Source organism: Amycolatopsis ponsaeliensis (assembly GCF_030182635.1).
Lineage (GTDB): Bacteria > Actinomycetota > Actinomycetes > Mycobacteriales > Pseudonocardiaceae > Amycolatopsis > Amycolatopsis ponsaeliensis.
This window is the reverse complement of record NZ_JAPZLD010000039.1, coordinates 38,300-64,138: the sequence shown is the minus strand read 5'-3', so window position 1 is coordinate 64,138 and position 25,839 is coordinate 38,300. Positions and strand designations below refer to the sequence as shown.

Annotated in this window: 23 protein-coding genes and 1 tRNA gene; 15 read left to right on the top strand and 9 right to left on the bottom strand. The window is 70.6% G+C overall.

The features are described 5' to 3' along the window. Positions 1-10: 10 nt before the first annotated feature. The 4 genes from QQ657_RS41325 to QQ657_RS41310 are packed head-to-tail and all read left to right on the top strand — an operon-like array spanning position 11 to position 6,054. The gene (locus tag QQ657_RS41325; protein WP_284747813.1) at positions 11-1,366 is read left to right on the top strand and encodes an ABC transporter substrate-binding protein; all 1,356 of its coding nucleotides are present in this window, start codon (positions 11-13) and stop codon (positions 1,364-1,366) included. Beyond that, positions 1,363-2,319, top strand: a complete 957-nt coding sequence (locus QQ657_RS41320; RefSeq protein WP_284747812.1) for a carbohydrate ABC transporter permease — start codon at positions 1,363-1,365, stop codon at positions 2,317-2,319. Before QQ657_RS41325 ends, QQ657_RS41320 begins: the two co-directional genes overlap by 4 nt. Further along, positions 2,316-3,176 carry a carbohydrate ABC transporter permease gene (locus QQ657_RS41315; RefSeq protein WP_284747811.1) on the top strand — a complete coding sequence of 287 codons (861 nt, stop codon included), beginning with the start codon at positions 2,316-2,318 and terminating at the stop codon, positions 3,174-3,176. Before QQ657_RS41320 ends, QQ657_RS41315 begins: the two co-directional genes overlap by 4 nt. A 22-nt stretch (positions 3,177-3,198) precedes the next feature. After that, complete coding sequence (locus QQ657_RS41310; RefSeq protein WP_284747810.1) at positions 3,199-6,054, top strand: carbohydrate-binding protein; 2,856 nt, start codon at positions 3,199-3,201, stop codon at positions 6,052-6,054. Positions 6,055-6,100: 46 nt separating this feature from the next. Here QQ657_RS41310 and QQ657_RS41305 read toward each other — a convergent pair. After that, positions 6,101-6,183 (bottom strand) — tRNA-Tyr (locus QQ657_RS41305). A gap of 117 nt (positions 6,184-6,300) precedes the next feature. On the opposite strand from QQ657_RS41305, the gene QQ657_RS41300 reads away from it, so the two are divergent. After that, a complete protein-coding gene (locus QQ657_RS41300; RefSeq protein ID WP_284747809.1) occupies positions 6,301-6,792 on the top strand; it encodes a YajQ family cyclic di-GMP-binding protein in 492 nt (163 codons plus the stop codon). 141 nt (positions 6,793-6,933) lie between these two features. Here the strand turns inward: QQ657_RS41300 and QQ657_RS41295 are convergent, their stop codons facing one another. After that, entirely contained in the window at positions 6,934-7,602 is a 669-nt protein-coding gene (locus QQ657_RS41295) for a hypothetical protein (RefSeq protein ID WP_284747808.1), read from the bottom strand. Positions 7,603-7,802: 200 nt separating this feature from the next. Between QQ657_RS41295 and QQ657_RS41290 the strand changes: the two genes are divergently transcribed. Continuing rightward, on the top strand, positions 7,803-8,939 hold the full coding sequence (locus tag QQ657_RS41290) for a sialidase family protein (RefSeq protein ID WP_284747807.1): 1,137 nt from the start codon (positions 7,803-7,805) through the stop codon (positions 8,937-8,939). A 58-nt stretch (positions 8,940-8,997) separates the two neighbouring features. Further along, complete coding sequence (rfbA, locus tag QQ657_RS41285; protein ID WP_284747806.1) at positions 8,998-9,879, top strand: glucose-1-phosphate thymidylyltransferase RfbA; 882 nt, start codon at positions 8,998-9,000, stop codon at positions 9,877-9,879. On the opposite strand, the gene QQ657_RS41280 is transcribed toward rfbA, so the two are convergent. The 3 genes from QQ657_RS41280 to htpX form a co-directional block, all read right to left on the bottom strand. Further along, positions 9,876-11,186 carry an NtaA/DmoA family FMN-dependent monooxygenase gene (locus tag QQ657_RS41280; RefSeq protein ID WP_284747805.1) on the bottom strand — a complete coding sequence of 437 codons (1,311 nt, stop codon included), beginning with the start codon at positions 11,184-11,186 and terminating at the stop codon, positions 9,876-9,878. The genes rfbA and QQ657_RS41280 overlap by 4 nt on opposite strands. 1 nt (position 11,187) lies before the next feature. Further along, entirely contained in the window at positions 11,188-12,282 is a 1,095-nt protein-coding gene (locus tag QQ657_RS41275) for an LLM class flavin-dependent oxidoreductase (RefSeq protein WP_284747804.1), read from the bottom strand. 116 nt (positions 12,283-12,398) lie between these two features. Beyond that, the gene (gene htpX, locus QQ657_RS41270; protein WP_284747803.1) at positions 12,399-13,250 is read right to left on the bottom strand and encodes a zinc metalloprotease HtpX; all 852 of its coding nucleotides are present in this window, start codon (positions 13,248-13,250) and stop codon (positions 12,399-12,401) included. Between the two features lie 135 nt (positions 13,251-13,385). Between htpX and QQ657_RS41265 the strand changes: the two genes are divergently transcribed. From QQ657_RS41265 to QQ657_RS41255, 3 genes are all read left to right on the top strand, one after another. Next, entirely contained in the window at positions 13,386-14,354 is a 969-nt protein-coding gene (locus QQ657_RS41265) for a YncE family protein (protein WP_284747802.1), read from the top strand. Between the two features lie 40 nt (positions 14,355-14,394). Further along, the gene (locus QQ657_RS41260) at positions 14,395-15,270 is read left to right on the top strand and encodes an LLM class F420-dependent oxidoreductase (RefSeq protein ID WP_284747801.1); all 876 of its coding nucleotides are present in this window, start codon (positions 14,395-14,397) and stop codon (positions 15,268-15,270) included. Positions 15,271-15,356: 86 nt separating this feature from the next. Beyond that, positions 15,357-15,947 carry a helix-turn-helix transcriptional regulator gene (locus QQ657_RS41255; protein WP_284747800.1) on the top strand — a complete coding sequence of 197 codons (591 nt, stop codon included), beginning with the start codon at positions 15,357-15,359 and terminating at the stop codon, positions 15,945-15,947. On the opposite strand, the gene QQ657_RS41250 is transcribed toward QQ657_RS41255, so the two are convergent. From QQ657_RS41250 to QQ657_RS41235, 4 genes are all read right to left on the bottom strand, one after another. Further along, positions 15,940-17,040, bottom strand: coding sequence for a lanthionine synthetase C family protein (locus tag QQ657_RS41250; RefSeq protein WP_284747799.1), 1,101 nt, complete (start codon positions 17,038-17,040; stop codon positions 15,940-15,942). The genes QQ657_RS41255 and QQ657_RS41250 overlap by 8 nt on opposite strands. Further along, entirely contained in the window at positions 17,037-19,997 is a 2,961-nt protein-coding gene (locus QQ657_RS41245; protein ID WP_284747798.1) for a lantibiotic dehydratase, read from the bottom strand. The genes QQ657_RS41250 and QQ657_RS41245 overlap by 4 nt, the downstream gene beginning before the upstream one ends. Positions 19,998-20,063: 66 nt before the next feature. Further along, a complete protein-coding gene (locus QQ657_RS41240; RefSeq protein WP_284747797.1) occupies positions 20,064-20,186 on the bottom strand; it encodes a hypothetical protein in 123 nt (40 codons plus the stop codon). A gap of 105 nt (positions 20,187-20,291) precedes the next feature. Continuing rightward, positions 20,292-20,660: a YrdB family protein gene (locus QQ657_RS41235; RefSeq protein ID WP_284747796.1), complete on the bottom strand. Its 369-nt coding sequence runs from the start codon at positions 20,658-20,660 to the stop codon at positions 20,292-20,294. Between the two features lie 204 nt (positions 20,661-20,864). On the opposite strand from QQ657_RS41235, the gene QQ657_RS41230 reads away from it, so the two are divergent. Genes QQ657_RS41230 through QQ657_RS41210 form a run of 5 tightly spaced genes read left to right on the top strand, consistent with a single transcriptional unit; the run spans position 20,865 to position 25,839 of the window. Beyond that, on the top strand, positions 20,865-22,097 hold the full coding sequence (locus QQ657_RS41230; protein WP_284747795.1) for a class I SAM-dependent methyltransferase: 1,233 nt from the start codon (positions 20,865-20,867) through the stop codon (positions 22,095-22,097). Between the two features lies 1 nt (position 22,098). Then, positions 22,099-22,890, top strand: coding sequence for a glycosyltransferase family protein (locus tag QQ657_RS41225; protein ID WP_284747794.1), 792 nt, complete (start codon positions 22,099-22,101; stop codon positions 22,888-22,890). Beyond that, on the top strand, positions 22,887-23,534 hold the full coding sequence (locus QQ657_RS41220) for a PIG-L deacetylase family protein (RefSeq protein ID WP_284747793.1): 648 nt from the start codon (positions 22,887-22,889) through the stop codon (positions 23,532-23,534). Before QQ657_RS41225 ends, QQ657_RS41220 begins: the two co-directional genes overlap by 4 nt. A 5-nt stretch (positions 23,535-23,539) precedes the next feature. Next, a complete protein-coding gene (locus QQ657_RS41215) occupies positions 23,540-24,559 on the top strand; it encodes an NAD-dependent epimerase/dehydratase family protein (protein ID WP_284747792.1) in 1,020 nt (339 codons plus the stop codon). Continuing rightward, positions 24,559-25,839, top strand: a complete 1,281-nt coding sequence (locus QQ657_RS41210) for a DUF4910 domain-containing protein (RefSeq protein ID WP_284747791.1) — start codon at positions 24,559-24,561, stop codon at positions 25,837-25,839. The genes QQ657_RS41215 and QQ657_RS41210 overlap by 1 nt, the downstream gene beginning before the upstream one ends.

Genomic DNA, 25,839 nt, shown 5'->3' with positions numbered 1-25,839 from the left:
AGGAGTGACGATGAAGTCCTCGAAGATCGCCGCGGTCTGCCTGTGCGCCGCCGCCGCGCTGACCGCCTGTTCCGGCACCGACGACACCACGACCGCCGACGGCAAGACCGTCGTCAAGGTGTCCATCGAACCGGGCCTCGACCAGGGCGCGGTCGCCGCGTTCAACGCCCGGGTGACGCAGTTCGAAACCGCGAACCCGAAGATCGACCTCGTCCCGCAGGAGTTCAAGTGGGACGCGACGACGTTCACCGCGCAGCTGGCGGGCGGCACGCTCCCGGACGTCCTGACCATGCCGTTCACCGACGGCCGCGGCCTGATCGAACGCCGTCAGCTCGCCGACATCAGCGGCCTGGTCGACCAGCTGCCGTACGCGAAGAAGTTCAACCCCGAGGTCGCGAAGGCGGGCTCGGCCGCCGACGGGAAGATGTGGGCCGTCCCGATCGCCGCGCACGGCCAGGCGTTGCACTACAACCGGACGCTCTTCAAGCAAGCCGGCCTCGACCCCGACAAGCCGCCGTCCACTTGGGACGAGATCCGCGCGGACGCGAAGCAGATCGCGCAGAAGACCGGCCAGGCCGGGTACGCCCAGCTGACCACGGACAACACCGGCGGCTGGATCCTCACCACGCTCGACTACGCCTTCGGCGGCCGCACCGAACAGCTCTCCGGTGACAAGGCCACGGCCACGCTGAACACCCCGCAGATGGCCCGCGCGCTGCAGACCATCCACACCATGCGCTGGGACGACAACAGCATGGGCGCCAACTTCCTCTACGACTGGAACGGCATCAACCAGGACTTCGCCGCCGGCCGGATCGGGATGTACGTCTCCGGCGGCGGCAACTACGGCTCGCTCAAGGCGCAGAACGCGATCAAGGCGGACGACTACGGCGTTACGGCCCTCCCGCTCGACGGCCCGGGCGCCGGCGTCCTCGGTGGCGGCACCCTCGCGGCGGTCAACGCCAAGGCGAAGGACCCCGTGAAGGCCGCGGCCGTGAAGTGGATCGACTTCTACTACCTGCAGAAGCAGGCCGACCAGGCCGCCGCGGTCGCCGACGCGAAGACGACCGCGGACTCCGGCGAGGCCGTCGGCTCGCCCGAGCTGCCGGTGTTCGACAAGGCCACCTTCGACCAGCGGCTGGGCTGGATCGCGCAGTACGTCAACGTGCCGGTGAAGCAGATGACGCCGTACACGGACAAGATGTTCGGCCAGCCGCTGATCCCCGAGCCGACGCGATCCACCCAGCAGGTCTACGGCCTGCTCGACCCGGTGGCACAGAAGGTCCTGACCGACCGCGGCGCGGACATCCCCGCCCTGCTGGCCGACGCGCAGACGCAGGCCCAGGCGTTGCTGGACAAGCCGTGACGCTCACGGCGGCCCGGCCGGCGGTCACCAGCACCCGCCCGGCCCGGGCCCGCCGCCGTCGCACCCCCATGACGTGGGTGCGCGGCGGTGGCCTCGGCACGGTGCTTTTCCTGCTGCCGATGCTGGTGGTGTTCGGGCTGTTCTCGTGGCGGCCGATCGGCCAGGCCGTCGTGATGAGCTTCCAGCAGACGAACCTCGTCTCGGACCCGGTGTTCGTCGGGCTGGACAACTATCGCGCTGTCCTCGGTGATCCGCAGCTGTGGAACGCCGTCGGCAACACGCTGTGGTTCGCCGTGCTCGCGCTGCTGCTCGGCTACCCGATCCCGCTGCTGGCCGCGGTGCTGATGAGCGAGGTCCGCCGGGCGAAGGGGCTCTACAGCGCGCTGGCCTACCTGCCGGTGGTGATCCCGCCGGTGGTGGCCGTGCTGCTGTGGAAGTTCTTCTACGACGCGAGCCCGAACGGCGTGTTCAACACCGTGCTGGGCGCGGTCGGGATCAGCCCGGCGCCGTGGCTGCAGTCGGCGTCGACGGCGATGTTTTCGCTGGTCGCGGAAGCGACGTGGGCCGCGGCCGGCGCCACGATCATCATCTACCTGGCCGCGCTGACCAGCGTCCCGCCCGAGCAGTACGAGGCGGCCGAGATCGACGGCGCGTCGGTCTGGGGCAAGGTCCGGCACGTCACGCTGCCGCACCTGCGCGGGGTCCTGCTGATCACGTTCATCCTGCAGATCGTCGGCACGGCGCAGGTGTTCCTCGAGCCGTTCCTGTTCACCGGCGGCGGCCCGGCGCGGTCGACGACCACGATCCTGCTGCTCGTCTACAACTACGCCTTCGCCGACAGCCTCGGCGGCGACTACGGCGCGGCGACCGCGTTGAGCGTCCTGCTCGCCCTGGTCCTGGGCCTGTTCTCCGCCGTGTACTTCCGCCTCACCCGCTCCTGGAGCAAGTCATGACGCGCGCCCTGCTCTCGCCGTCGGACTGGCGGCGGCCCGCCGTCCGCCGCACCACCCGCACGCTGCACACGCTCCTGCTCGCGGCGTTGTTCCTGGCCGGCCTGGGCCCGATGCTGTGGCTGGCGAAGGCGGCGGTCACGCCGACGCAGGACACGCTGCGCGAACCACTCGCGTTGTGGCCGCACGGAATCGACTTCGCCAACCTCGCCACGGCGTGGAACCGGGTGCAGATCGACAAGTACTTCCTCAACACCGTGTGGGTCGCCGCCGGGTCGTGGCTGGTGCAGCTGCTCGTCGCGACGACGGCCGGGTTCGCGCTGTCGGTGCTGCGGCCGCGCTACCGTCGCGTGCTCACCGGCGTCGTTCTGACGACGTTGTTCGTGCCGGCGATCGTGCTGCTGGTGCCGCTTTATCTGTCCATGGTGGACTTCTCGCTGATCAACTCGTTCTGGGCGGTCTGGCTGCCCTCGGGTGCCAGCGCGTTCAACATCCTTCTGGTGCAACGGTTCTTCGACAACCTCCCGCGTGAGGTGTTCGAAGCGGCGCGCGTCGACGGCGCCGGGCCGCTACGCCTGTTCTGGTCGGTTGTCCTGCCGATGTCCCGCCCGATCCTGGGTGTCGTCTCGGTGTTCGCGATCGTGGCCGCCTGGAAGGACTTCCTGTGGCCGATGCTGGTGCTGCCCGACCCGGCGGTCCAGCCGCTTTCGGTCCGGTTGCCGGCGTTGCAGAAGTTCGTCGAGCTGGACGTCTTCCTCGCCGCTTTGGCTATTTCGACGGTCATTCCCGTCGTGTTGTTCCTCGTGTTCCAGCGGATGTTCCTGCGCGGCAACGCGCTGGGCGGAGCTGTCAAAGGCTGACTCTCTGGTTGGGAGAAAACAGATGCGCACATCCTCTGTTCTGGCCGTCGCGGTACTCACTTTCACCGCGGTGGTTTCCACGGTCCCGGCCCACGCCGCGACCACCCGTCTCGAAGCCGAATCCGCCGCTCTTGCGGGCGGCGCCGTGGTCGAAACCGACCATCCCGGCTACAGCGGTTCCGGCTTCGTCGGCGGTTTCACCGACGGCCATCGCGGCACCGCGCGGACGACGTTCGCCGTCTCCGCCGCGTCGGCCGGTTCGTACACCCTCGCGCTCGGTTATGCGAACGGCACCGGCTCTTCTCGAACCCTCACCCTGACCGTGGATTCCACGGCACAGCAGATTTCCTTGCCCGCCACAGCTTCCTGGGACAGCTGGGGTTCGGCGAGCGTGGCCGTCTCGCTCGGCGCGGGCGCGCACAGCGTGTCGTACACCTTCGGCTCGGGTGACAGCGGCAACGTCAACCTGGACCGCCTCGACGTCACACCGTCCGCGACCGGGCAGGCGGGTCCGTTGTTCGAGGCGGAGAACGCGACACTCTCGGGCGGCGCGGTCGTCGCGACCGACCATCCCGGCTACAGCGGGAGCGGGTTCGTCGGCGGGTACACCGACGGGAACAAGGGCAACGCCCGGACGTCGTTCGCGGTCAAGGTGACCACCGCCGGGCCGCAGTCCCTTGCGCTCCGGTACGCGAACGGCACCGGTACCGCCATGACGCTTTCGCTCTATGTCGACAGTGTCCGGCAACGGCAGGTGTCGCTGCCGGCGTCGGCGAACTGGGACACCTGGACGTCGGCGACCGAGTCCGTGACGCTGGCCGCGGGTGACCACACGGTGGCGTACGCCTTCGACAGCACCGATTCCGGCAACGTGAACCTCGACAGCCTGACCGTGACTACTTCGGTGCCTGCTGGTCCTGGCGAGGCTGAAGCCGCATTCCTCTCCGGCGGCGCGACCGTCGGCGCGACGACCGCTGGATACACCGGTCCGGGCTATGTGACGGGCTTCGCGACGACGGGCGCGCGTCTGGTCCGCACCTTCGCGATGGCGTCGGCGGGCACGGCGACCGCGACGATCCGGTTCAGTGGAGCAGGCGCCCTCGCGGTGTCGGCGAACGGCCGTGACGCCGGGTCCGCGTCCCTGCCCACTGGCACCGGCTGGCGGACGGCGACGGTTTCGGTACCGGTCCGCGCGGGGGTCAACACGCTGCAGCTGGCCGGGACCGGCAGCGACGTGCAGGTCGACAGCGTGGTCGTCGCGAACGAGACGGCGCTGGCCGCGCGTGGCGCGACGACGCCGTACACCGAGTACGAGGCCGAAGCCGAGACGACCACCGGGACTGTGCTCGCCGCGGACCGGACGTTCCACACGGTCCAGGCCGAGTCGAGCGGCCGCCGCGCGGTGCGGCTGGGCGCGACCGGGCAGTCGGTGAGCTTCACGCTGACCAAGCCCGCGAACGCCGTCACGCTGCGGTTCTCGATCCCGGACACCGCGGACGGCGCCGGGCAGACCGCGCCGCTCGCTCTCTACGCGAACGGGACGAAGATCCGCGACCTGTCGCTGACGTCGAATTACAGCTGGGTCTACGGCGCGTACCCGTACACGAACGTGCCGTCGCAGGGCAGCCCGCACCGGTTCTACGACGAGACGCGCGCCTTGATCGGCGACTGGCCCGCAGGCACGGTCCTGAAGCTGCAAAAGGACGCGTCGAGCACGGCCGCGTACTACGACGTCGACCTGCTGGACGCCGAGCAGGCGCCGGCCGCGGCGACGGCCCCGGCGGGTGCGTTGTCCATCACGTCGTACGGCGCGGTGCCGGACAACGGCTCGGACGCGACGTCGGCGATCAACGCCGCGATCGCGGCGGGCGCGTCGCAGAACAAGCCGGTGTGGATCCCGGCCGGGACGTTCCGGATCACGTCGAAGATCAACGTCGCGAACGTGCGCGTTTACGGCACCGGCCCGTGGTCCTCGGTGATCCAGGGCACCGGCCCGCGCGGTGGCTTCTTCGGCACGGGCAGCAACGTGACGCTGGCGGACTTCGCGATCTTCGGTGACGTCCGGGTCCGCGACGACAACGGCTCGGACGGCGCGCTCGACGGCAACTTCGGGACGGGGTCGCTGATCCAGAACCTGTGGATCGAGCACACCAAGGTCGGGCTGTGGGCGGACTCGGGCACGAACGGCCTGTACGTGGTCGGGACGCGGATCCGCGACACGTTCGCGGACGGCGTCAACATCCACGCCAAGGACGCGGGGACGAGCAACGTGCGGGTGGACCAGTCGATGGTCCGCAACACCGGCGACGACGGGCTGGCGATGTTCTCCGAAGGCAACACGGTGGCCGGGAGCGCGTACACGTTCAACACGGTCCAGTCGCCGGCGCTGGCGAACGGCATCGGCGTCTTCGGCGGCAGCGGCAACCGCGTCGAGGACAACGTGGTGTCGGACAACGTCGAGGCGGGTTCGGGCATCACGGTCGGCACCCGGTTCAACCCGGTCCCGCTGTCCGGCACGACGTCGATCCGGCGCAACACGCTCCTGCGCACGGGCAGCTTCGAGCACAACTGGAACTCGGCGATCGGCGGGCTCTGGATCTACGCGGACTCGGCGGACATCGCGTCGCCGATCGTCGTCGAGGACCTGACGCTGACGGACAGCAGCTACCAGGGCGTGCTGCTGAGCTACCAGAAGTCGATCACGCAGCTGAGCTTCGACCGCGTGACGATCGCGGGGGCGGGCACGTACGGCCTCGAGACGAACGCGACGGGCAGCGCGGCGATCGCGCACACCACGGTGACGGGCGCCACATCGGGCGGCTTGCTCAACGACGGCGGTTACACGCTGGTGCGGGGAGCCGGCAACTCGGGCTTCTGACGCAAACGGCCCCGGTGACCTTGCTGGTCACCGGGGCCGTTGAGCGTGGCGGGTGAGGGATTCGAACCCCCGTAGGCGTAAGCCAACTGGTTTACAGCCAGTCCCCTTTGGCCACTCGGGTAACCCGCCATGGCCGGTCGTACCGGCCGGGAAGAAGCTTACCCAAGCACTCCCGGCGGGGGTCAACCGGGATACCCGGGACTAGGCTGGGTGCCCCTGACAAGCGAGTACGAGGTGTGAGGACACGTGGCGGATCCCTCTTTCGACGTCGTGAGCAAGGTCGACCGCCAGGAGGTGGACAACGCGCTCAACCAGGCGAGCAAGGAGCTGGGCACGCGCTTCGACTTCCGCGGCACGGGCACGACGATCAACTGGTCCGGCGAGGAGGCGATCGCGATCGAGTCCGAGACGGAGGAGCGCGCGCTGGCCGCGGTCGAGGTGTTCAAGGAGAAGCTGATCAAGCGCAGCATCTCCTTGAAGGCGTTCGAAGCGGACGAGCCGGCCCTCTCGGGCAAGATCTACAAGCTCAGCGGCAAGATCATCCAGGGCATCGCGTCCGACAAGGCGAAGCAGATCGCCAAGTTCATCCGGGATGAGGGGCCCAAGGGTGTGCAGGCTCAGATCCAGGGTGATCAGCTGCGGGTTTCGGGCAAGAAGAAGGACCAGCTGCAGGATGTGATCGCCTTGCTGAAGGGCAAGGACTTCGAGATCGCGTTGCAGTTCACGAACTACCGGTGATTTTGGCGGGTTGACCTGCGGGCGTTAGCTGCCCGTGGGTCCGCCTCACTTCTAAAGATGTCCTCGCCGGACGGGCAGGTCTCCGAGATGGCCGGGCTTTTCGTCCTGCGCTCGGGCTGGTGGCTGTCTGCCGCGGCTTTCTCAGGACGGCGTCACCGTCCAGCTCGCTTCGTACCCGTCCACGCGCAGATATGCCGGCCCGCGCACTTCACGGTCCACGTCGACGTCGCCGATCTCATTCACCAGCAGGTCGCGGTCCTCCTCCGAATGGACCCACAGTCCGATGTTGCCGCGGGTCTTCGCCGTGAACTTCACGTGCGTGATCCCCTCCGGTACGCGCAACACCGCGTCGCCCTTGCCTGAGGTCGGTGCGCCCGAGGCCACCGCCGGCACGCTGCGGTAGTCCGCGATCGTTGCCGTCCAGGCCGCGTTCGCCAGGACCGTCACCTTTCTCGTCGGGCGGTCCGGGTCCGTGTTGAGCCACGTCGTGCCCTTGTACTTGCCGATCGCGTTGACCAGGCCGAACTCGCCGCCGTCCGTGCTGATGATCACGTTCGAGTCGCACTTCGGGCAGTCGAACGTGAAGAAACCCAGCTGGTCCGCCGGCCACGTCACCGCGAACTCGCCCTCGCCCTTGCCCGTGTGCGTCTCGGTCGGCACGTCGTGCGGTACTGGGGCCGCCGAAGACGTGGGCGCCGGCACCTCGGCCGAAGACGACGTCGGCGCCCCGACGATCGTGCCGAACCCTGTCGCGGGTGCGCACGCGGACACCAGGACCACCGCCAGCAGGCAGGACAGCCGGAGTTTCATCGTTCCCCCTCGGGACCACCAACCGGCCCCCCTGGTGATCTTTCGGCGCCCTTTGCCGGAGCGTTACCGTCGCCGCGCGTCACCGGTCACCCGAAAGCGCACTGCAAACCCCTCGAACGCGGGAATGCCCCGTGTGACTGTCCACGAAGGACCCGGGACGCGTGCTGTAATCGCGCGGTCACCGCGTGGAGAGGGTCAAGATGCGCCGCTTGCTCGCCTTCGTGCTGTCACTAACCGTGATCGGCGCGACACTGACCCCCGCGAGCGCCGCCGAGCGCAAGCAGCTCCTGCCCGGCCTCGGCTCCTACGCGCGCCTGGTCCGGCTCGACTACTCGATCTTCGGCCGCGGGCACATCATCGCCGCGCTGACCAGCGAAGACGCCGGTGGCAAGTTCACGCCCGTCATGGAGAGCACCGACGAGGGCGAGACGTTCCACCAGATCGGCGCCATCCACGACCCCGACGGCCGGTACGGCATGTGCTGCGGCACGCTCTACGAACTCCCGCAGCGGGTCGGCCGGCTCCGCGCGGGCACCCTGCTCTGGGCCGCCTCCTACCGGCAGGACGCCGGGGCGCAGCGGCGCGTCGGTATCAAGGTGTGGGCCAGCAAGGACGGCGGCCGCTCGTGGGGCTTCCTGTCCGAAGCCGCCCGCTCGCACAACATCGACGGCATCTGGGAGCCCGAGTTCACCGTCGACGCCGGCGGCACGCTCTGGCTCCACTTCGCCGACGAGACGCAGGCACCGAAGTACGCGCAGGTCCTCAACCGCGTCGCCTCGACCGACGGCGTGAACTGGGGCACCAAGCAGCTCACCCTCGCCATCCCACCGGACCGGGTCCGGCCCGGCATGCCGATCATCCGCAGGCTGCCCGACGGCCGCTACTACTTCGCCTACGAGATCTGCAACTTCCGCGACCGCTACTGCGACCCGTACTTCAAGATCTCCCCCGACGGCGCCAACTGGGGCAGCCCCACCGACCCCGGCACGCGCGTCGACACCGCGAACGGCAACTACTTCCAGCACGCGCAGACGATCACGCTCTTCCCCGGCGGCCCGAACGGCGTGCGGATCGTCATGGTCGGGCAGATCTACACCAACGCGAAGGGCCAGCCGCAGCCGAAGAACGGCCAGGTGCTGCTGGCGAACGACAACTTCGGCAGCGGCAACTGGTACGAGCTGCCCGCGCCGGTGCACATCACCGGCATCCACAACAACTTCTGCCCGAACTACTCCTCGACGCTGCTGCCGGTCGACGACGGCAAGAACGTCCTCGAGATCGCCACCGAGTACAACTCGGGCTGCAAGGCCTACTTCGGCAAGGGACCGGCTTTCTGATCCCGCCCGGCCCGTAGGGTGGGGCCGACCGAGAAGCCCGGTTCCGAGGAGGCAGTTCATGAAGGGCATCGTGCTGGCCGGAGGCAGCGGGACACGCCTGCACCCGATCACCCAGGCGGTGTCGAAGCAGCTGCTGCCGGTCTACGACAAACCGATGGTCTACTACCCGATCTCGGTGCTGATGCTGGCCGGGATCCGCGAGATCCTCGTCATCTCCACCCCCGCCGACCTGCCGATGTTCCGCAAGCTGCTCGGCAACGGCGACCAGTTCGGCCTCTCGTTCTCCTACGCCGAGCAGCCCAGCCCGAACGGACTGGCCGAGGCCTTCGTGATCGGCGCGGACTTCATCGGCGACGACGACGTGGCGCTCGTGCTCGGCGACAACATCTTCTACGGCCAGGGCTTCTCCGGCCGCCTGCAGCAGGCTGTGCTCGAGCTCGACGGCTGCGTCCTGTTCGGCTACCCGGTGAAGGACCCCGAGCGCTACGGCGTCGGCGAGGTCGACGCGGGCGGCAAGCTCGTGTCCATCGAAGAAAAGCCCGCCAAGCCGCGCTCGAACAAGGCGATCACCGGGCTGTACATCTACGACAACGAGGTCGTCGACATCGCCCGCGCGCTGAAGCCGTCGGCGCGCGGTGAGCTCGAGATCACCGACGTCAACCTCACGTACGTGCGCCAGGACCGGGCGTCCTTGGTCGACCTCGGCCGCGGTTTCGCGTGGCTCGACACCGGCACGCACGACTCGCTGCTCGAAGCCGGCCAGTTCGTGCAGGTGCTGGAGCACCGCACCGGCGTGCGCATCGCGTGCCTCGAGGAGATCGCGCTGCGGATGGGCTTCATCGACGCCGACGAGTGCTACGCGCTGGGCGAGAAGCTCGCGAAGTCCGGCTACGGCGACTACGTGAAGGCAGTCGCCGCGGCCGCGGGAGCTTCGGTCTAGAACAGCTGCTCGCGCAGCGTCGGCCCGGCGTACTCGGTACGGAACACCCCGCGTTCCTGCAGGTGGGGGACGACTTTGTCGACGAACTCGTCGAGCCCGCCCGGCGTCAGGTGCGGCACGAGGACGAACCCGTCGGCCGCGTCCGACTGGACGTAGCCGTCGATCGCCGAAGCGACCGTCGCCGGCGTGCCGACGAACTGCTGGCGCGCGGTGGCCTCGATCACCAGCTCGCGGATCGAGAGCTTCTTCTCCTCCGCGAGCGCCCGCCACTTGCGCGCGAGCGCGAGCTGGTCCTTCTCGTGCCGGACGCGGCCCCAGGTCAGCGGCTCGGCGGCCGGGTCGGGGTCGATCTCGGGCAGCGGGCCGTCGACGTCGTAGCCCGACAGGTCGCGGCTCCAGACCTGCTCGAGGAACTGGATCGCGGTCGCCGGCCGCACCTGCTGGAGCCGGATCTCGCGCGCGTGCTCCTCGGCTTCGGCGTCGGTGTCGCCCAGGACGAACGTCGCGGCCGGCATGATCAGCAGCTCGCCGTGCTCGCGGCCGTACGTGGCCAGCCGCCGCTTGACGTCGTGGAAGAACGCCTGGCCGTCTTCGAGGGTGCCGTGCCGGCTGAAGATGACGTCGGCGGCCTTCGCGGCGAACTCGCGGCCTTCGTCGGAGTCGCCGGCCTGGATGACGATCGGCTGTCCCTGCGGGGTCCGCGGCAGCGTGAACTCGCCGTGGATGCCGAATTGCGGTCCACTGTGGACGAACTTGCCGGGGTCGCGGGCGAAGATGCCGTTTTCCTTGTCCCCCACCAGGGTGCCGGGCTGCCAGCTGTCCCACAGCTCGCGCACGGTGGCCAGGAACTCCTCGGCGCGCGCGTAGCGGTCCTCGCGTTTGAGGAAGCCGCCGCGGCGGAAGTTCTTCCCGGTCCACGCGTCCGGCGACGTCACGACGTTCCACGCCGCGCGCCCGCCGGAGAGGTGGTCGATGCTCGCGACCTGGCGGGCGACCTCGTAGGGCTCGTTGAACGTCGAGGACAGCGTCCCGGCCAGGCCGAGGTGCATGGTGACGGCGGACAGCGCGGCCAGCACGGTGGTCGTGTTGGGCCGGCCGACGACGTCGGAGTCGAGGATCTTGCCGGCGTGCTCGCGCAGCCGCAGTCCCTCGGCGAGGAAGAGGAAGTCGAACTTGCCGCGCTCGGCTGTGCGGGCGAGGTGCTCGAAGGAGGCGAAGTCGATCTGGCTGCCCGACGCGGGGTCGCTCCAGACCGTCGTGTTGTTGACGCCGGGGAAGTGCGCGGCGAGCTTGATCTGCTTGGTCATCTCAGGCTCCCGGGGTGACGGCGTAGGCGTTGACGGCCCGGCCGAGGCCGAGGTGGTCGCGCAGGCTCGTACCGCGGTAGCCGGTCCGGAACGCGCCGGCCGCGCGCAGCGCCGGAACGACTTCGCCGGCGAGCAGGTCGAGGTCGTCGGGCAGGACGGCGGGGCGCAGGTGGAACCCGGCGACGCCGGTCTCGGCGGCCCAGCGGGGCAGCTCGGCGGCCAGCTGCGCAGGGGTGCCGACGAACGACAGGCCGACGGGCTCGAACGGGACCAGGGCGTCCAGTTCGTGCTGCCGGTCGCGGGCGCCCTGCTCGGTCTCGGCGAGCACGATCGACACCGTCGCGAGCACCTTGGCGCCGGGGAACCGGGCGGCCGCGGCGCGCACGGCGTCGAGGTGGTCCGCGCGGGTGATGACCAGGTCGGCCCCGACCGCGTGCGGCGAGTCGCCGTAGACCGCGGTCACCGGGTGGCCCTGCGGCGGGCGCGGGGTGATCGACGGGCCCTTCACGCTGAAGAAGCGGCCCTCGAAGTCGACGTAGTGCAGCTTCTCGCGGTCGATGAACCGGCCGGACGCGGCGTCGCGGATGATCGCGTCGTCCTCCCAGCTGTCCCACAGCCGGGAGATGACGTCGAGGACCTCGGTGGTCTCGGCCTCCCCGTCCTGCGGTGAAGGGGCCGGACGGCGGCCGAAGTGCGTGGCCTCGGCCTCGGTCAGGGACGGCACCGCGAGCACGCCGGCGCGGCCGCGGCTCGCGTAGTCCAGGGTCGCGACCGACGTCGAGACGTGGAACGGCTCGGTGTGCGTGGTGGTGACCGTCGGAACCAGGCCGATCCGGCTGGTCGCCGGGGCGATGGCCGACAGCGTGAGCAGCGCGTCGAGGCGCCCGCGCACGACTCCCTCGCCGCCGGACTGCAGCGCCAGCGAGTCGTCGAGAGTGACGAAGTCGAGCGAAGCGGCTTCGGCCAGCTTCGCGTACTTCAGGTAGTGGCCGGAGGTGAACAGCGCGGCGGGCTCGGCCGCGGAAACCCGCCAGGCGGCCGGGTGGAACCCGGCCCCGTCGATCGCGACGCCCAGGTGCAGCTCTGCGGAGACCATGCCTGCGCAACTCCGCGCGCTCGAATGAGATTCCCGCTCCCACCAGATGAGAAAGCGCACTTTCACGTGAAAGCTCCCACCTGGGGGCGCCACTTTCACGTGAAAGTGCGGCTGGGTCAGATGCTGCGGCGGGCCATTTCTTCGAGGCGCGCGATGCGCTCGGCGATCGGCGGGTGCGTCGAGAACAGCTTGCTCAGGCCCTCACCCGGGCGGAACGGGTTCGCGATCATCAGGTGCGACTGCGACACCAGCTGCGGCTCGGCGACCAGCGGCCGCGCCCGCGTCCCGGCCTCCAGCTTCCGCAGCGCCGACGCCAGGCCCAGCGGGTCGCCGGTCAGCTCCGCGCCGGACGCGTCGGCCTGGTACTCCCGCGACCGGCTGACGCCCATCCGGATGACGGCCGCCGCGATCGGCCCGACGAAGATCAGCATCAGGCTGACCAGCGGGCTGCCGTCGCGGTTGTTGCCGCCGAAGAACAGCGCGATGTTCGCGAGCACGCTGATCACGCTGGCCAGCGCGCCGGCGACGCACGAAATGAGGATGTCGCGGTTGTAGACGTGGGACAGCTCGTGGCCGAGCACGGCCCGCAGCTCCCGCTCGTCCAGCAGGTCCAGGATGCCGGTGGTGCAGCAGACGGCGGCGTGGCGCGGGCTGCGGCCGGTCGCGAACGCGTTGGGCGCGACGGTCGGGCTCAGGTAGAGCTGCGGCATCGGCTGGCGGGCGACGTGGGCGAGCTCGCGCACGATCCGGTACATCGCGGGCTGCTCGACCTCGGACACCGGCCGGGCGTGCATCGCGCGCAGCGCCAGCTTGTCCGAGTTGAAGTACGCGAACGCATTCATCCCGAGGGCGATGACCAGGCCGATGACCAGGGCGCCCCGGCCGAACAGGCCGCTGATCGCGATGATGATCGCCGACAGCAGGCCGAGCAGCATCGCTGTCTTCAACCCGTTCTGGTGCCCGTGCACGCGCGCTCGCCTCCGTCCGCTTATTCCCCGTGGTTACCCAGTGGAAACAACGCGATCGGGCGACGCGAAGTTCCTTCACGTGATGATCGCGCGGGTTAGGCTCGGCAGGCGAGTTGATCACGAGCGGAGGCGCCGATGCGAGGTCGCCCGATAGGCCGCAGGACCCTGTTCGCGCTGGTCACGGCCGGTGCCGGGGCACTGGTCCTGCCCGGGGTCGCCCGAGCGGAGGACGTCCGGTCGATCGAGCTCGGCGGGGCGCCCACCGCGGTCGCGGTGAACCCCGTCACGGGGCTCGCGTACGTCACGGACCCCGAGGCCGGGACGGTCACGGTCCTCGACCCGCGCACCGCCACGGCCGGCGCGGTGATCCGCGTCGGCGGCGCCCCTGGGGACGTCGCGGTCGACCCGAAGGTGAACCGGATCTACGTCGCGAACCCGCCCGCCGGCACCGTCGTGGTGCTGGACGGCCGCACCCACGACCTGGTGAGCGTGATCGGCGCGGGCGCCGGCGCGTCCGCGTTGGCCGTGGACGAGCAGGCCAACCGCGTCTACGCGGCAAGCGGCGGCACCGGCACGCTCGCTGTGCTCGACGGCGTCAGCTGCACCCTCGCCGCGCTCGTGCCGGGCCCGAAACCGAGCCTCGGCGGGATCGCGGTCGACCCCGGCCGCAAGCTGGCCTACTGCGCCAGCACCGGCACGGACTCGCTGGAAGTGTTCTCGATCGACAGCGGGAAGTTCGTCGCCAGCGTGAAGGTCGGGGCGCGGCCGACCGCCGTCGCGGTGCACGCCGAGAGCGGTTCGGTGTACGTGGCCAACTCCGGCATCCACCACATGTCCATTGTGGACGCGGCGACGCACGCCGAGCGCAAGACCGTGCTGCTGCGCAGCGAGTCGTCCGCACTCGCCGTGCACCAGGGCACGAACACCGTGTACACCAACGGCGGCCAGAACGGCCTGAGCCGGATCGACGGCGCGAGCGGGACGCTGACCGGCGAGCTGTCGCTGGGCGTCAACCCCGGCGACGTCGCGGTCGACGAGCGCACGCGCACGGTGCTCGTCACGGATCCCTTGCACGGCAGGGTTTCCCTCGTCCGGGATTTTTGAGCCCGCAGCTGGGGTAACTCCAGGTATACGGTCGGAGACTATGAAACTCGGACTGCAGATCCCCGACTTCACCTGGCCGAACGGGGCGTCCGCGCTGGGCGCCGAACTGGCCGCCGTCGTCCGCACCGCCGACAACGCGGGCTTCGACTCCATCGCCGTGATGGACCACTTCTTCCAGATCGGCGGGGTCGGCCCCGTCGAAAACGACATGCTCGAGGCGTACACCACCCTCGGCTTCATCGCCGCGCACACCGAGCGCGCCAAGCTGCTGACCGTCGTCACCGGCGTCCTGTACCGGCACCCGGGCCTGCTGGCCAAGGCGATCACGACGCTGGACGTGCTGTCCGGCGGCCGCGCGATCCTCGGCATCGGCGCGGGCTGGAACGAGGACGAGTCCCGCGGGCTCGGCTTCCCCTTCCCGCCGGTCGCGGAGCGCTTCGAGCTGCTGGAGGAGAACCTCCAGTACGTGCTGCAGATGTGGGCCGACGGTGACGAGCCGTTCAAGAGCAAGCACTTCGACGCGTCGCGGCTGCTGAACGTGCCGCAGGCGCTATCGGACCCGCGCCCGCCGATCATGATCGGCGGCGGAGGCGAGAAGAAGACGCTGCGGCTGGTCGCCAAGTACGCCGACCAGTGCAACCTCTTCAACAGCCCCGAGCTGGAGCACAAGCTCGACGTCCTCAAGCAGCACTGCGAGAACGAGGGCCGCGACTACGACACGATCACCAAGACCGTCTACCACATCCTCGACATCGGCGAGCGCGGCGAGAAGACCGGCGAGCTGCTGAAGGAGCTGGAGCGGCTGCACGGCCTCGGCATCGACGTCGCGCTCGGCATGGTCCCGCACGTCCACAACCCGGCGGTGCTGGAGAAGTTCGGCACCGACGTCATCCCGGCCGCCGCGAAGATCGGCTGACGACCGCCGGACAAAAGAACAATCAATTCCCCGCGGATCCCCTGATATCGTTTCTTCGATATTTCGGGATCCGCGGGGGTGAAACCATGGAATTGCCTGCCCAGCTGAGCGTCGTCGCTCCGGCCTGTCTCGGCGCCGCCCTTTCGCCGCACGTGTTCCTGCTCGAAAAGCAGGACATCCGGCTGGTGCTGACGGCCGAGCTGACCCGCACCCTGCGGGAACACCGCGGCGCCGTGGCCGCGGTGCCCGCCTTCACCGAAGCGGAAGTATCGGTGATCGGCTCACTCCGGGAGGCATTTCCCGGCCAAGCGGTGATCGGCGTCGTCGACGACGTCTCCGGAAACCAGACGTACGCCGCGATGCACGCCGGGGCGCACGGGGTGCTCAACGTCCAGCTGCCGCCGTCCCGCGCGGTGACCGTGATCCACCGGCAGGCCGCACGCCTCGCCCTGGCCGCGCCGGAAAGCCCCGGCGCCGCCCCGGCGTTGAGCGTGAGTGACTTCGCGGTGCTCGAGATGGTGATCGAAGCCCGGTCGACGCGGGAGATGGCGCGGCGGTTCTACTGCTCCGAGCGGACGATGTACCGGCGGCTGAAGGACATCTACGGCCACGTCGGGGTCGACGGCCGCCGCGGGCTCCTCGAACTGCTCGCCACGCGCCGGCGGGCGTTCAGCTGAACAGCAGGACGCGGTCCCACGACGAAGGGCCGCGCACGGCGTGGCCCGCGAACGGCAGCAGCACGCAGGCGACCCCGGCCGCGCCTTCGACGAGCCCGGCCGAGTCGACGGGCGAGCCGGATTCGTGGTGCCGGAACAGGAACTCCGCTGTGTCGTCCGCGGCGTCGGCCACGACCAGGGCGACCCGGTCGGCCGCCGCCTGCAGTTCCGGATCGCCGGTCGCCGCGGCGACCACGTGCAAGGCGTGCAGCAGGCCGGCGTAACCGTGGCAGACGGTCGGTCCGTCGAGGTGCCACTCGGCCTCGGGACGCCGTGCGACGGCCCGCAGCGACTCGACCGCGAGCCGCTGCCAGGCCGGTTCGCCGAGCACGGTCCCGGCCCGGTGCAGGGCCACGGCGACACCGGGAGTGCCGTAGCACCAAGCACTCTTGGCCGGGACCGCGGTTTCCCCGGCCCAGGCCGGGAAGTACGGGCCGGCGGCGTCTGCACCGGCAACGTCGCCCAGCCAGCCGGCGAGGTGGTGCATCGCGTCCAGCTGCCCGGGCACCAGCCGCCCGTGTTCCGCGGTGAGGGCGAGGAACGCGAGGACCCCGGCGACGCCGTGGGCCATCCCGGCGTCGGCGCCTGGCCGGGTTTCCAAGACCGCCAGCCGGACCAGCGCGTCGAGGGTCGGGCCGACCTCGGCGCCGGAGTCGAGCAGGACGCGCCCGAGCCCGGTGAGGCCGTTGACGACGTCGTAGCCGCCCGGCTGAGCGAGCCGGTGCGCCTGCGCGTCCTCGGCGTACGCGGTCAGCCGCTCCCGCAGCCCTCGGTAGCGGCCGGTGCCTGCCGCGCACGTCTGCGCGGCCGCGAGCACGGCCGCCGGGCCCTCGTAGAGACCGGCGGTCGGCGCGGTGTCCAGGGCGGCCACCGCGGCCGCGAGGTGCCGGTGAGCCACCGGCAGCCAGCGCTCGTCCGCCCGGCCCAGCTCCCCGAACAGCATCGCGACGCCGGGGTGGCCGCGGAACAACGACGTCGGCCGCGCGGTGATCGGCCCGGCGGACGAGAGCCGCCGCGCGGTCTCGATCACCAGCGCCCCGAAGTCCGCGGTCACGAGTGCTTCCGGCGGCCGAGGTGGTCGAGCACCGCGGCGCGTGAGTAACCGTGCACCTTCCGCTCCCGCTCGACGGGCCCGCCGAACAGCCGGTTGCACGTCATGTGCAGCAGGCTCGCCAGGATGTCCGCGGCGTCGCCCGACTCGCGGACGACCTCGCCGTAGCGGCGCACCGCCTCGTCACGCGGGCCGAGCGCTTCGACGACCGCGTGCCCCTCGGCCGTCGCCCGCAGGCCGGGCCAGCCGCCCGCCGGATCCACGACGGCCCGCCACCGCACGCGGTTGCGGGCGTACTCGCGGCCCGGAGCGACCACCGGGAGCCGGTCCGCCGCACCGAACGCGTGGGCCAGCGCCGCCAGCGACACCGCGGCCAGCTCGTCCAGCGAAAAGCCCGTTCGCCGCTCGAGGTCCAGCAGCTTCAGCGCGAGCTCACTGTCGGCGTGGAACACCGCCTCGGCCGCCGGAATCGCCGCCGGGCCACCGTAGCGCTCCAGCTCCGGCTCGTGGCTCGCCACCAGCCAGTCGCCGATCAGCCGCTGGTCCGACCACTCGCCCAGACGCGCCGCGAGCCGCGGGAACACCGACGGCCACAACGTTTCCGGGTCGCCGTGGAACCGCAGCCGCAGGACCGGGTCCGGCTCGGCGTAGCGGACGAAGTACCAGGGCAGGCCGGCTTCGGCGGCCAGCGCCGGGAGCCGGTCGCGGACGACGTCCGGCCGCGGCGAGAAAACCTTGACGTGGAGCCATTCCCCACCCGGCTGGTAACGGCGGCGGGCGCGCAGCGGCCGGGGCGGCGGCGCGGTCCGCACCGGCGTCCGGCGGCTGAGCCCGACGACCACCTCGGCGGGCCGGCCACCCAGCCAGCCACCCGGGTCGAAGGACTCGGTGGCGACCAGCCCCGCGTCCTTCCGCAGCTCGTCGCGCAGGATCGCCCGGTGCCACGGGTCGGTCAGGTCGAGCGTCAGCCGCTGGTCCCGGCTCCGCACCTCGACCCGCTCCGGCACCCGCCACGCCGCCCGCCAGCGCTCGACCGCGCCGGGCCAGGCGTCGTCCGGCAGCTCGCGCAGGGCGTCCAGCCGCCACACCGCCGGGCTCAGCACCGTGCGCCGGTAGCGCACGCGCGGCAGGTACGGCCCGGCCAGCGCGCTGCCCCAGTCCCACGGTTCCCACCGCCGCGTCCCGGCCAGCCCGGCGTCGTGCAGGAACCGGACGACGTTCGGCGCCTGGTCCTCGAGCCGCAGCATGGTGTGGACCACCGGCAGCAGCTCGGTGCCGGTCGGGACGTGCACGACGCTCACCCGGCCGGCGGCCACGCCGACCGCGAGCTCGGCCGGGCCGATCGCGTCGCCGGGCAGGCCGGCCGCGATCCGCCGTCCGGTGTGCGCGGGCGTGTTGACGACGTTCGCGCCACGGCCTTCGCGCGGCTGGTAGGCCAGCGTCACGGGCACGACCGGGGCCAGCTCGCGGGCCGCCGCGGCCGCCTCGTCCCGCAACGCGGCATCGAGGTCGGGAAGCAGGCCGACGAACCGGCTCGCGGTGGCGCCGGGCTGGTAAGACCCGTGGCTCGGCGCGGTGACCAGCCGGAACTCGCCCGCGGCGAGGTCTTCGAGCGACGTCGCGCACAGCTGGAAGCAGTACTCGCCGAACCGCGTGACCTCGGCCGGGTCACCGTCGTCGGCGAGCGCGTCGACGGTCTCGTCGTCGAGCACGACCTCGCGCGCGCCGTCCCGGACCGCCTCGGCCACCAGCGCGGCCACCCGGCGGTCCCGGGTGGTCCGCTCGAGCGGCGGCTCCGGCGGCGCGGGGCGCGCGGCCGGCCACCGGTAGCCCGCCGGGGCACCGACCCCGGTGGTCTCGTCGAGGGCCTCCAGCAGCGGAACGAGCGCTCCGGTGCCGTACCGCTCGGTGAACCGGGCCTGCCACCCGGCCAGGACGGTCGGGTGGCCCGAGGACATCCGCCACATCGCGGTGACCGCGGCCGCGGCCTCGGCGCGGACGTCCTCGGGCAACCGGACGCGCAGGCCTTGACGAGTGTCGACGTGCACGGGGTTCGCGTGCGGCCGCACATCGCGCGCCAGGGCGACGACGCGGCGCAGTTCTTCGGCGCCTTCGCCGATCGGCCGCGCGTCGTAGCCGTCACGCGCTTCGGCGACGGCAGCGAGGGCCGCGCGCAACGGCACGGCCGCACCGCGGCGTTCGGCGGTGGCCAGAACGGTGAGCACGTGGGTGAGCGGGTCACCGCCGTCCAGAGGCGGCCGCAGCGACGTCAGCAGCAGGCCTTGACGCACCAGCTCGGTGACCAACCTGGTCGCCACGACCTCGGAAACCGGGAACCGTTCTCGCAGATCGGCGACGACGTCCGCGACCGGACGGGCCGACCGCGTGCCGGCGAGCACGGCTTCGACCGCTGGGGTGCGCCGCACCGAAACGGCCGCCGAAGACGTCTCGAGGTGCAGTCGGTCGCCGCGCGCGACGACCATGCCGTGCGCCTGGACGTCGAGGTGGGGCAGCAGGTCAGGCTGCAGTTCGGCCGCTTCGACGACCTCCTGCAGCCAGCCGAGGTCGAGGCGGGTGCGCGTCCGCGCCGGTCCGTCGTCCTCCACCTTCGGCGCGACGTCGAACCGTCCGGCGGACACCCCGGCGAAGAGCCCGAACGGGGTCGGCCGGGTCCGCGCCCGGAGGTCGTACTTGAGCACGGCGAGCGCGGCCCGCCGCAGCTGGGCCGGCTTGCGCGAAGCGAGCCGGCCGGTCCGCGCGTCCGCCAGGACCGCAGCGAGACTCGGGCTGGCGACCTCGATCGCTTCGGCCAGCTCGGCCCGCTCGGCGGCGGCCCGCAGGACGTCCCGGCACGCCTCGGGCTCCGGGCCGTCGACCGCGGCCGGGAGCCGCGTGCGAGTCGAGTGCAGTGGGGTGCGTACAACGAAATTGTCGTGTACGCGGAAAATCGCGTCGTCCATTTCCGACCTCCCGGAAACCGGCGGGGGAAAACCGGAGCGCGTCCGGTTTTCCGCCCGCCGCGGTGCTCAGAAGGACGAGCAGCAGTCGGTGCCGAGGATCCAGACCACGAGGTCCGGGTTGAACTCCGCCTGGACGTCGAGGTCGAACTCGTCCGGCACGACCTGCATGTCACCATTTGCGTTCTGCATGATTCCGCTCCTGTCCGTGGGTTTCGGGGTGCTCACCCAGTAAATGGGCGAACCCGCGGCCGGAGCAATCGAATGCGGGCAGGTTGGCAGTGATGGCAGGGCCGGTCAGCCGTCCTTGGCGACGACCCGGGTCAGCGCCGCGACGCCGATGCCGGCGACGGCCAGCACGATCCCCGCGACCACCCAGCCGACCAGCACGAGCACCACTCCGGTGACCGCGAACAGGGCGAACTCCACCAGGAAACGGGCCGGTTCCGGCAGCCGTCGGCGGGCCCGCGGGGCGATGAACAGGCCCCAGATCGCGGCGGCCACCAGCGGCAGCAGGACCGCGTCGACGATCGCCAGCGCCACCCCGCTGCCGAGCTGGGTGCCGGCCAGGGCCAGGCCGCCCAGGAGGGCCAGCTCCGTCAGGAAGCGGACCGTCAGCACCACGCCCGCGATCCCGCTCAGGCGGGGACCGGTCTCCGAAGTCATCCGGTCAGCCTAGTCCCGCCGCCAAGTCCACTGTGGACGTTACGGATCCAGGGCGGCACCGTCCGTGATCTCTGCCACATTCCCACCATCCATGTTGCGGTTCCGAATCGGTCCACCAGGCCGCCACGCGTCGCTGTAACGACGATCCACCCCTGCTCGACGTGTTAAGCGCATATCGCGACCGCGAGCCAAGGAGCCTGGTAGATGACCACATGTCGACTCTGCGGTTCGACAAACACGGCCAGCGTGGTGGACCTCGGGGCCACTCCCCCGTGTGAGCGATTCTTGACCGCCGAACAGCTCGACGAGCCGGAAGCCACTTTCCCGCTGCACCTCATCGTGTGCACCGACTGCTGGCTCGCCCAGATCCCCCCGCTGATCGATCCTGACGACACCTTCACCGAGTACGCCTACTTCTCGTCGTTCTCGACCTCGTGGGTCGAGCACGCGAGGCGCTTCGTCGACAGCTCCGTCGAGCGCCTGGGCCTGGGCGAGAAGTCCTTCGTCGTGGAGGTCGCCAGCAACGACGGCTACCTGCTCAAGCACGTCGTCGGGCACGGCATCCGGTGTCTGGGTGTCGAACCTTCGGTGAACGTCGGGCAGGCGGCGCGCGACGCCGGCGTGCCCACCCTGACGGCCTTCCTCTCCGAGGAGACCGGCCTCCGGGTGCGCGAGGAGCACGGGCCCGCCGACCTCGTCGCCGCGAACAACGTCTACGCGCACATCCCCGACGTGATCGGCTTCACCAAGGGCCTGCGCGCCCTGGTCGCCGACGACGGCTGGGTCTCCATCGAGGTCCAGCACCTGCTCACGCTGATCGAGAAGAACCAGTACGACACGATCTACCACGAGCACTTCCAGTACTACACGGTCGAATCCGCGCGCCGGGCCCTCGCGACCGGCGGCTTGACCGTGGTCGACGTCGAACTCGTGCCGACGCACGGCGGTTCGATCCGGCTCTGGGCGCGTCCCGACGCGGTCGCGGGCGAGCCCAGCGAGCGGATGACCGACGTCCTGGAGCGCGAAAAGGCCGCCGGGCTGCACGAGCTGTCCGGGTACACCGAGTTCGCCGAGCGCGTCACCCGCGTGCGGCTGGACCTGCTGAAGTTCCTCATCGAGGCGCGCAACGACGGCAAGACCGTCGTCGGCTACGGCGCCCCGGGCAAGGGCAACACCCTGCTGAACCACTGCGGCATCCGGACGGACCTGCTGCAGTACACGGTCGATCGCAACCCGTACAAGCACGGCCGGTTCACCCCGGGCACGCGCATTCCGGTGCTGCCCCCGGAGCGGATCGAAGCCGATCGGCCCGACTACGTCCTCGTCCTCCCGTGGAACCTCCGGGAGGAACTGACCGAACAGCTGTCGTTCGTGGGTGCTTGGGGCGGAAAGCTCGTGTTCCCCATCCCCCGCCTGGAAATCGTCGAGGTGTCTTGAAGTGAAGGTCGTTCTCTTCTGCGGTGGCTACGGGATGCGGATGCGCAACGGCGCGGCCGACGACGTCCCGAAGCCGATGGCGATGGTCGGTCCGAGACCGCTCATCTGGCACGTCATGCGCTACTACGCGCACTTCGGCCACACGGAGTTCATCCTGTGCCTGGGCTACGGCGCGGCGCACATCAAGAACTTCTTCCTGAACTACCAGGAGACCATTTCCAACGACTTCGTCCTGCGCAACGGCCAGGCGGAGCTGCTCTCGACCGACATCGCCGACTGGACGATCACCTTCGTGCAGACCGGCATCGAGTCGCCGATCGGTGAGCGCCTGCGCCGCGTGCGGGACTACCTCGACGGCGACGAGATGTTCCTCGCGAACTACGCCGACGTCCTGTCCGACGTCCCGCTGCCCGACATGATCGAGCGGTTCTCGAACACCGACGCCGGCGCGTCGATGATGGTCGTGCCGCCGCAGTCGTCGTTCCACTGCGTGGAGATGGACGAAGGCGGCATGGTCGGCTCGATCACCGCGGTCAGCGAAATGCCGCTGTGGGAGAACGGCGGGTACTTCGTGCTCCGCCAGGAGGTCTTCGACCACATCCCGGAGAACGGCGACCTGGTCGCCGACGGCTGCGGCGAGCTGGCCAAGCGCGGCCGGCTCCTGGCCTACCCGTACCGCGGGTTCTGGAAGCCGACCGACACGGTCAAGGAGCGCGCGGCGCTCGACGACGCGTACACGCACGGCAAGAAGCCCTGGGCGCTCTGGGAGCAGCCCGTCGCGAGCACCGCGTGATCGGGCTCCGGCCGGGACGGCTCGGCGGTGTCGTCGCCCTCGGCGCGCACTGCGACGACATCGCGATCGGCGCCGGCGGCACCCTGCTGACGATGTGCTCTTCGCGGCCGGGACTGAAGGTCGACGCGCTGGTCCTCTCCGGCGGCGGCACGCCCCGCGAGGACGAGGAGCGGGCGGCGCTCGCGGCGTTCTGCCCGGGCGCGCAGGTCGACGTCACGGTGCTGAAAATGCCCGACGGGCGCTTCCCGGCGCACTGGGAAGAGGCCAAGAACGCGCTGGAGGAGCTGCGGCGGCGGACCGACCCGGACGTCATCCTGGCGCCCCGGACCGACGACGCCCACCAGGACCACCGCGGGCTCGCCAAGCTCGTGCCGACGGCGTTCCGCGACCACCTGGCGCTGGGCTACGAGATCGTCAAGTGGGACGGCGACCTCGGCGCCCCGTCCGTCTACCAGCCCCTCGACGACGACGTCGCCGAGGAGAAGGTGCGGCTGCTGCAGACGCACTACGCGTCGCAGCGGCACCGCGGCTGGTACGACCGGGAGGCCTTCCTCGGCCTGGCCCGGATCCGCGGGATCGAAGCGGCCGCGAAGTACGCCGAAGCGTTTTTCGTCAAGAAACTCACTCTCGACCTGAAGGGCTGAATTCGATGCGGGTGTTGCTGACGGGGCACAAGGGCTATCTGGGAACGGTGATGGCCCCGGTGCTCGCCGCGGCCGGCCACGAGGTCGTCGGCCTCGACTCCGGGCTGTTCGAACAGTGCCTGCTCGGACCCGCGCCGGCCGACCCGGGCGGGTACGTGGTCGACCTGCGCGACGTCACGGCCAAGCACGTGACCGGCGTCGACGCGGTGATCCACCTGGCCGCGCTGTCGAACGACCCGCTGGGTTCGCTCGCGCCCGAGCTGACCTACGACATCAACCACCACGCGTCCGTGAAGCTCGCGAAGCTGGCGAAGGACGCCGGCGTCGGTCGGTACCTCTACGCGTCGACCTGCTCGGTGTACGGCGCGGGCGGCGACAACCTCGTCAACGAGGACGCGCCGCTGAAGCCGGTGACGCCGTACGCCGAGTCGAAGGTGCGCGTCGAGGCCGACGTCCACGAGCTCGCCGACAACGACTTCACCCCGGTCTACATGCGCAACGCGACGGCGTTCGGCTACTCGCCCCGCCTGCGCGGCGACATCGTGCTGAACAACCTCACCGCGCACGCGCACCTGTCCGGCGAGGTGCTGGTGCTCTCCGACGGCACGCCGTGGCGGCCGCTGGTGCACGCCCAGGACATCGCGCGCGCGTTCACCGCCGCGCTGACGGCGCCGAAGGAGGCCGTGCACAACAAGGCCTTCAACATCGGCACCGAGGACAACAACGTCACCGTCGCCGAGATCGCCCAGGAGGTCGTCGAGGCCGTGCCGGGCTCGACGCTGAACATCACCGGCGAGGCCGGCGCCGACCCGCGCTCCTACCGCGTCGACTTCTCGCGCTTCCGCGAGGCCATCCCGGGCTTCGCCTGCGAGTGGTCGGTCAAGGACGGCGCCGTCGAGCTCATCGAGGCCTACCGCAAGTTCGGGCTGACCCGCGAGTCGTTCGAGAAGCTGTTCACCCGGCTGGCCTGGCTGCGCAGCGAGGGTGCGGCCGGCCGCGTCGACGACACCCTGCGGCGGCACTAGTGGCGGGCGCGCAGCTGCGGACCGGGGCGGAGCTGCACGCCCTGGTCGAGCGGCTGTACCCGATCTGCCGCAGCATCACCGGCGACGGCGTGCGGCAGACCCTGGACATCATCGGCGAGCACATCGCGCTGGAGCGGCACGAGGTCCCGACCGGCACGGCCGTGCTGGACTGGACGATCCCGCAGGAATGGAACATCCGGGACGCGTACGTCGCCGCTCCTGACGGCTCGCGCGTCATCGATTTCCAGGAGTCGAACCTGCACGTCGTCGGGTACAGCGTCCCGGTGAACGAGCGGATGCCGCTGAGCGAGCTGCGGGAGCACCTGCACACGCTGCCGGACCAGCCGTCGTGGGTGCCCTACCGGACCAGCTACTACGCCCCGGCCTGGGGTTTCTGCCTCGCGAAGGAGAAGCTCGACGCGCTGCCCGACGGCGAGTACGACGTCGTCATCGACTCGACCCTGGCCGACGGCTCGCTGACCTACGGCGAGCACGTCGTGCCGGGCCGCGTCACCGACGAGGTCATCGTGTCGTGCCACGTGTGCCACCCGTCGCTGGCCAACGACAACCTGGCCGGCATCGCGGTGGCGGTCTCGCTGGCCCAGCAGCTGGCCTTGGCGCAGCCGCACTACACGTACCGGTTCCTGTTCATGCCGGGGACGATCGGCTCGATCACGTGGCTGGCCCGCAACGCCTCCCGGATCGAGAAGGTCCGTCACGGCCTGGTGCTGGCCTGCGCGGGCGACCCGGGATCGTTGACGTACAAGAAGTCCCGCCGCGACGACGCCGAGATCGACCGCGTCATGCAGCACGTGCTGCGCTCGCGCGAGCACCGCGTCGTCGACTTCTCGCCGTACGGCTACGACGAGCGCCAGTTCTGCTCGCCGGGCTTCAACCTCGGCGTCGGGTCGCTGACGCGGACGCCGTACGCGGGCTACCCCGAATACCACACCTCGGCGGACAACCCGAGTTTCGTTTCGCCGGCGGCCATGGAGGACACGCTCGGCGCGCTGCGGGATGCCTTCGGCGTCCTGGACCGCAACCGCCGGTACGTCAACCTCAGCCCGTACGGCGAGCCCCAGCTCGGCAAGCGCGGGCTGTACGACTCGCTCGGTGGCCGCAGCGACGCCAAGCAGGCCCAGATGGCCATGCTGTGGGTGCTCAACCTCTCCGACGGCGAGCACAGCCTCCTGGACATCGCCGAGCGGGCCGGGCTGCCCTTCGACATCGTCGACGTCGCCGCCCGCGCCCTGCACGACGCCGGTCTGGTCAAGGAGTGA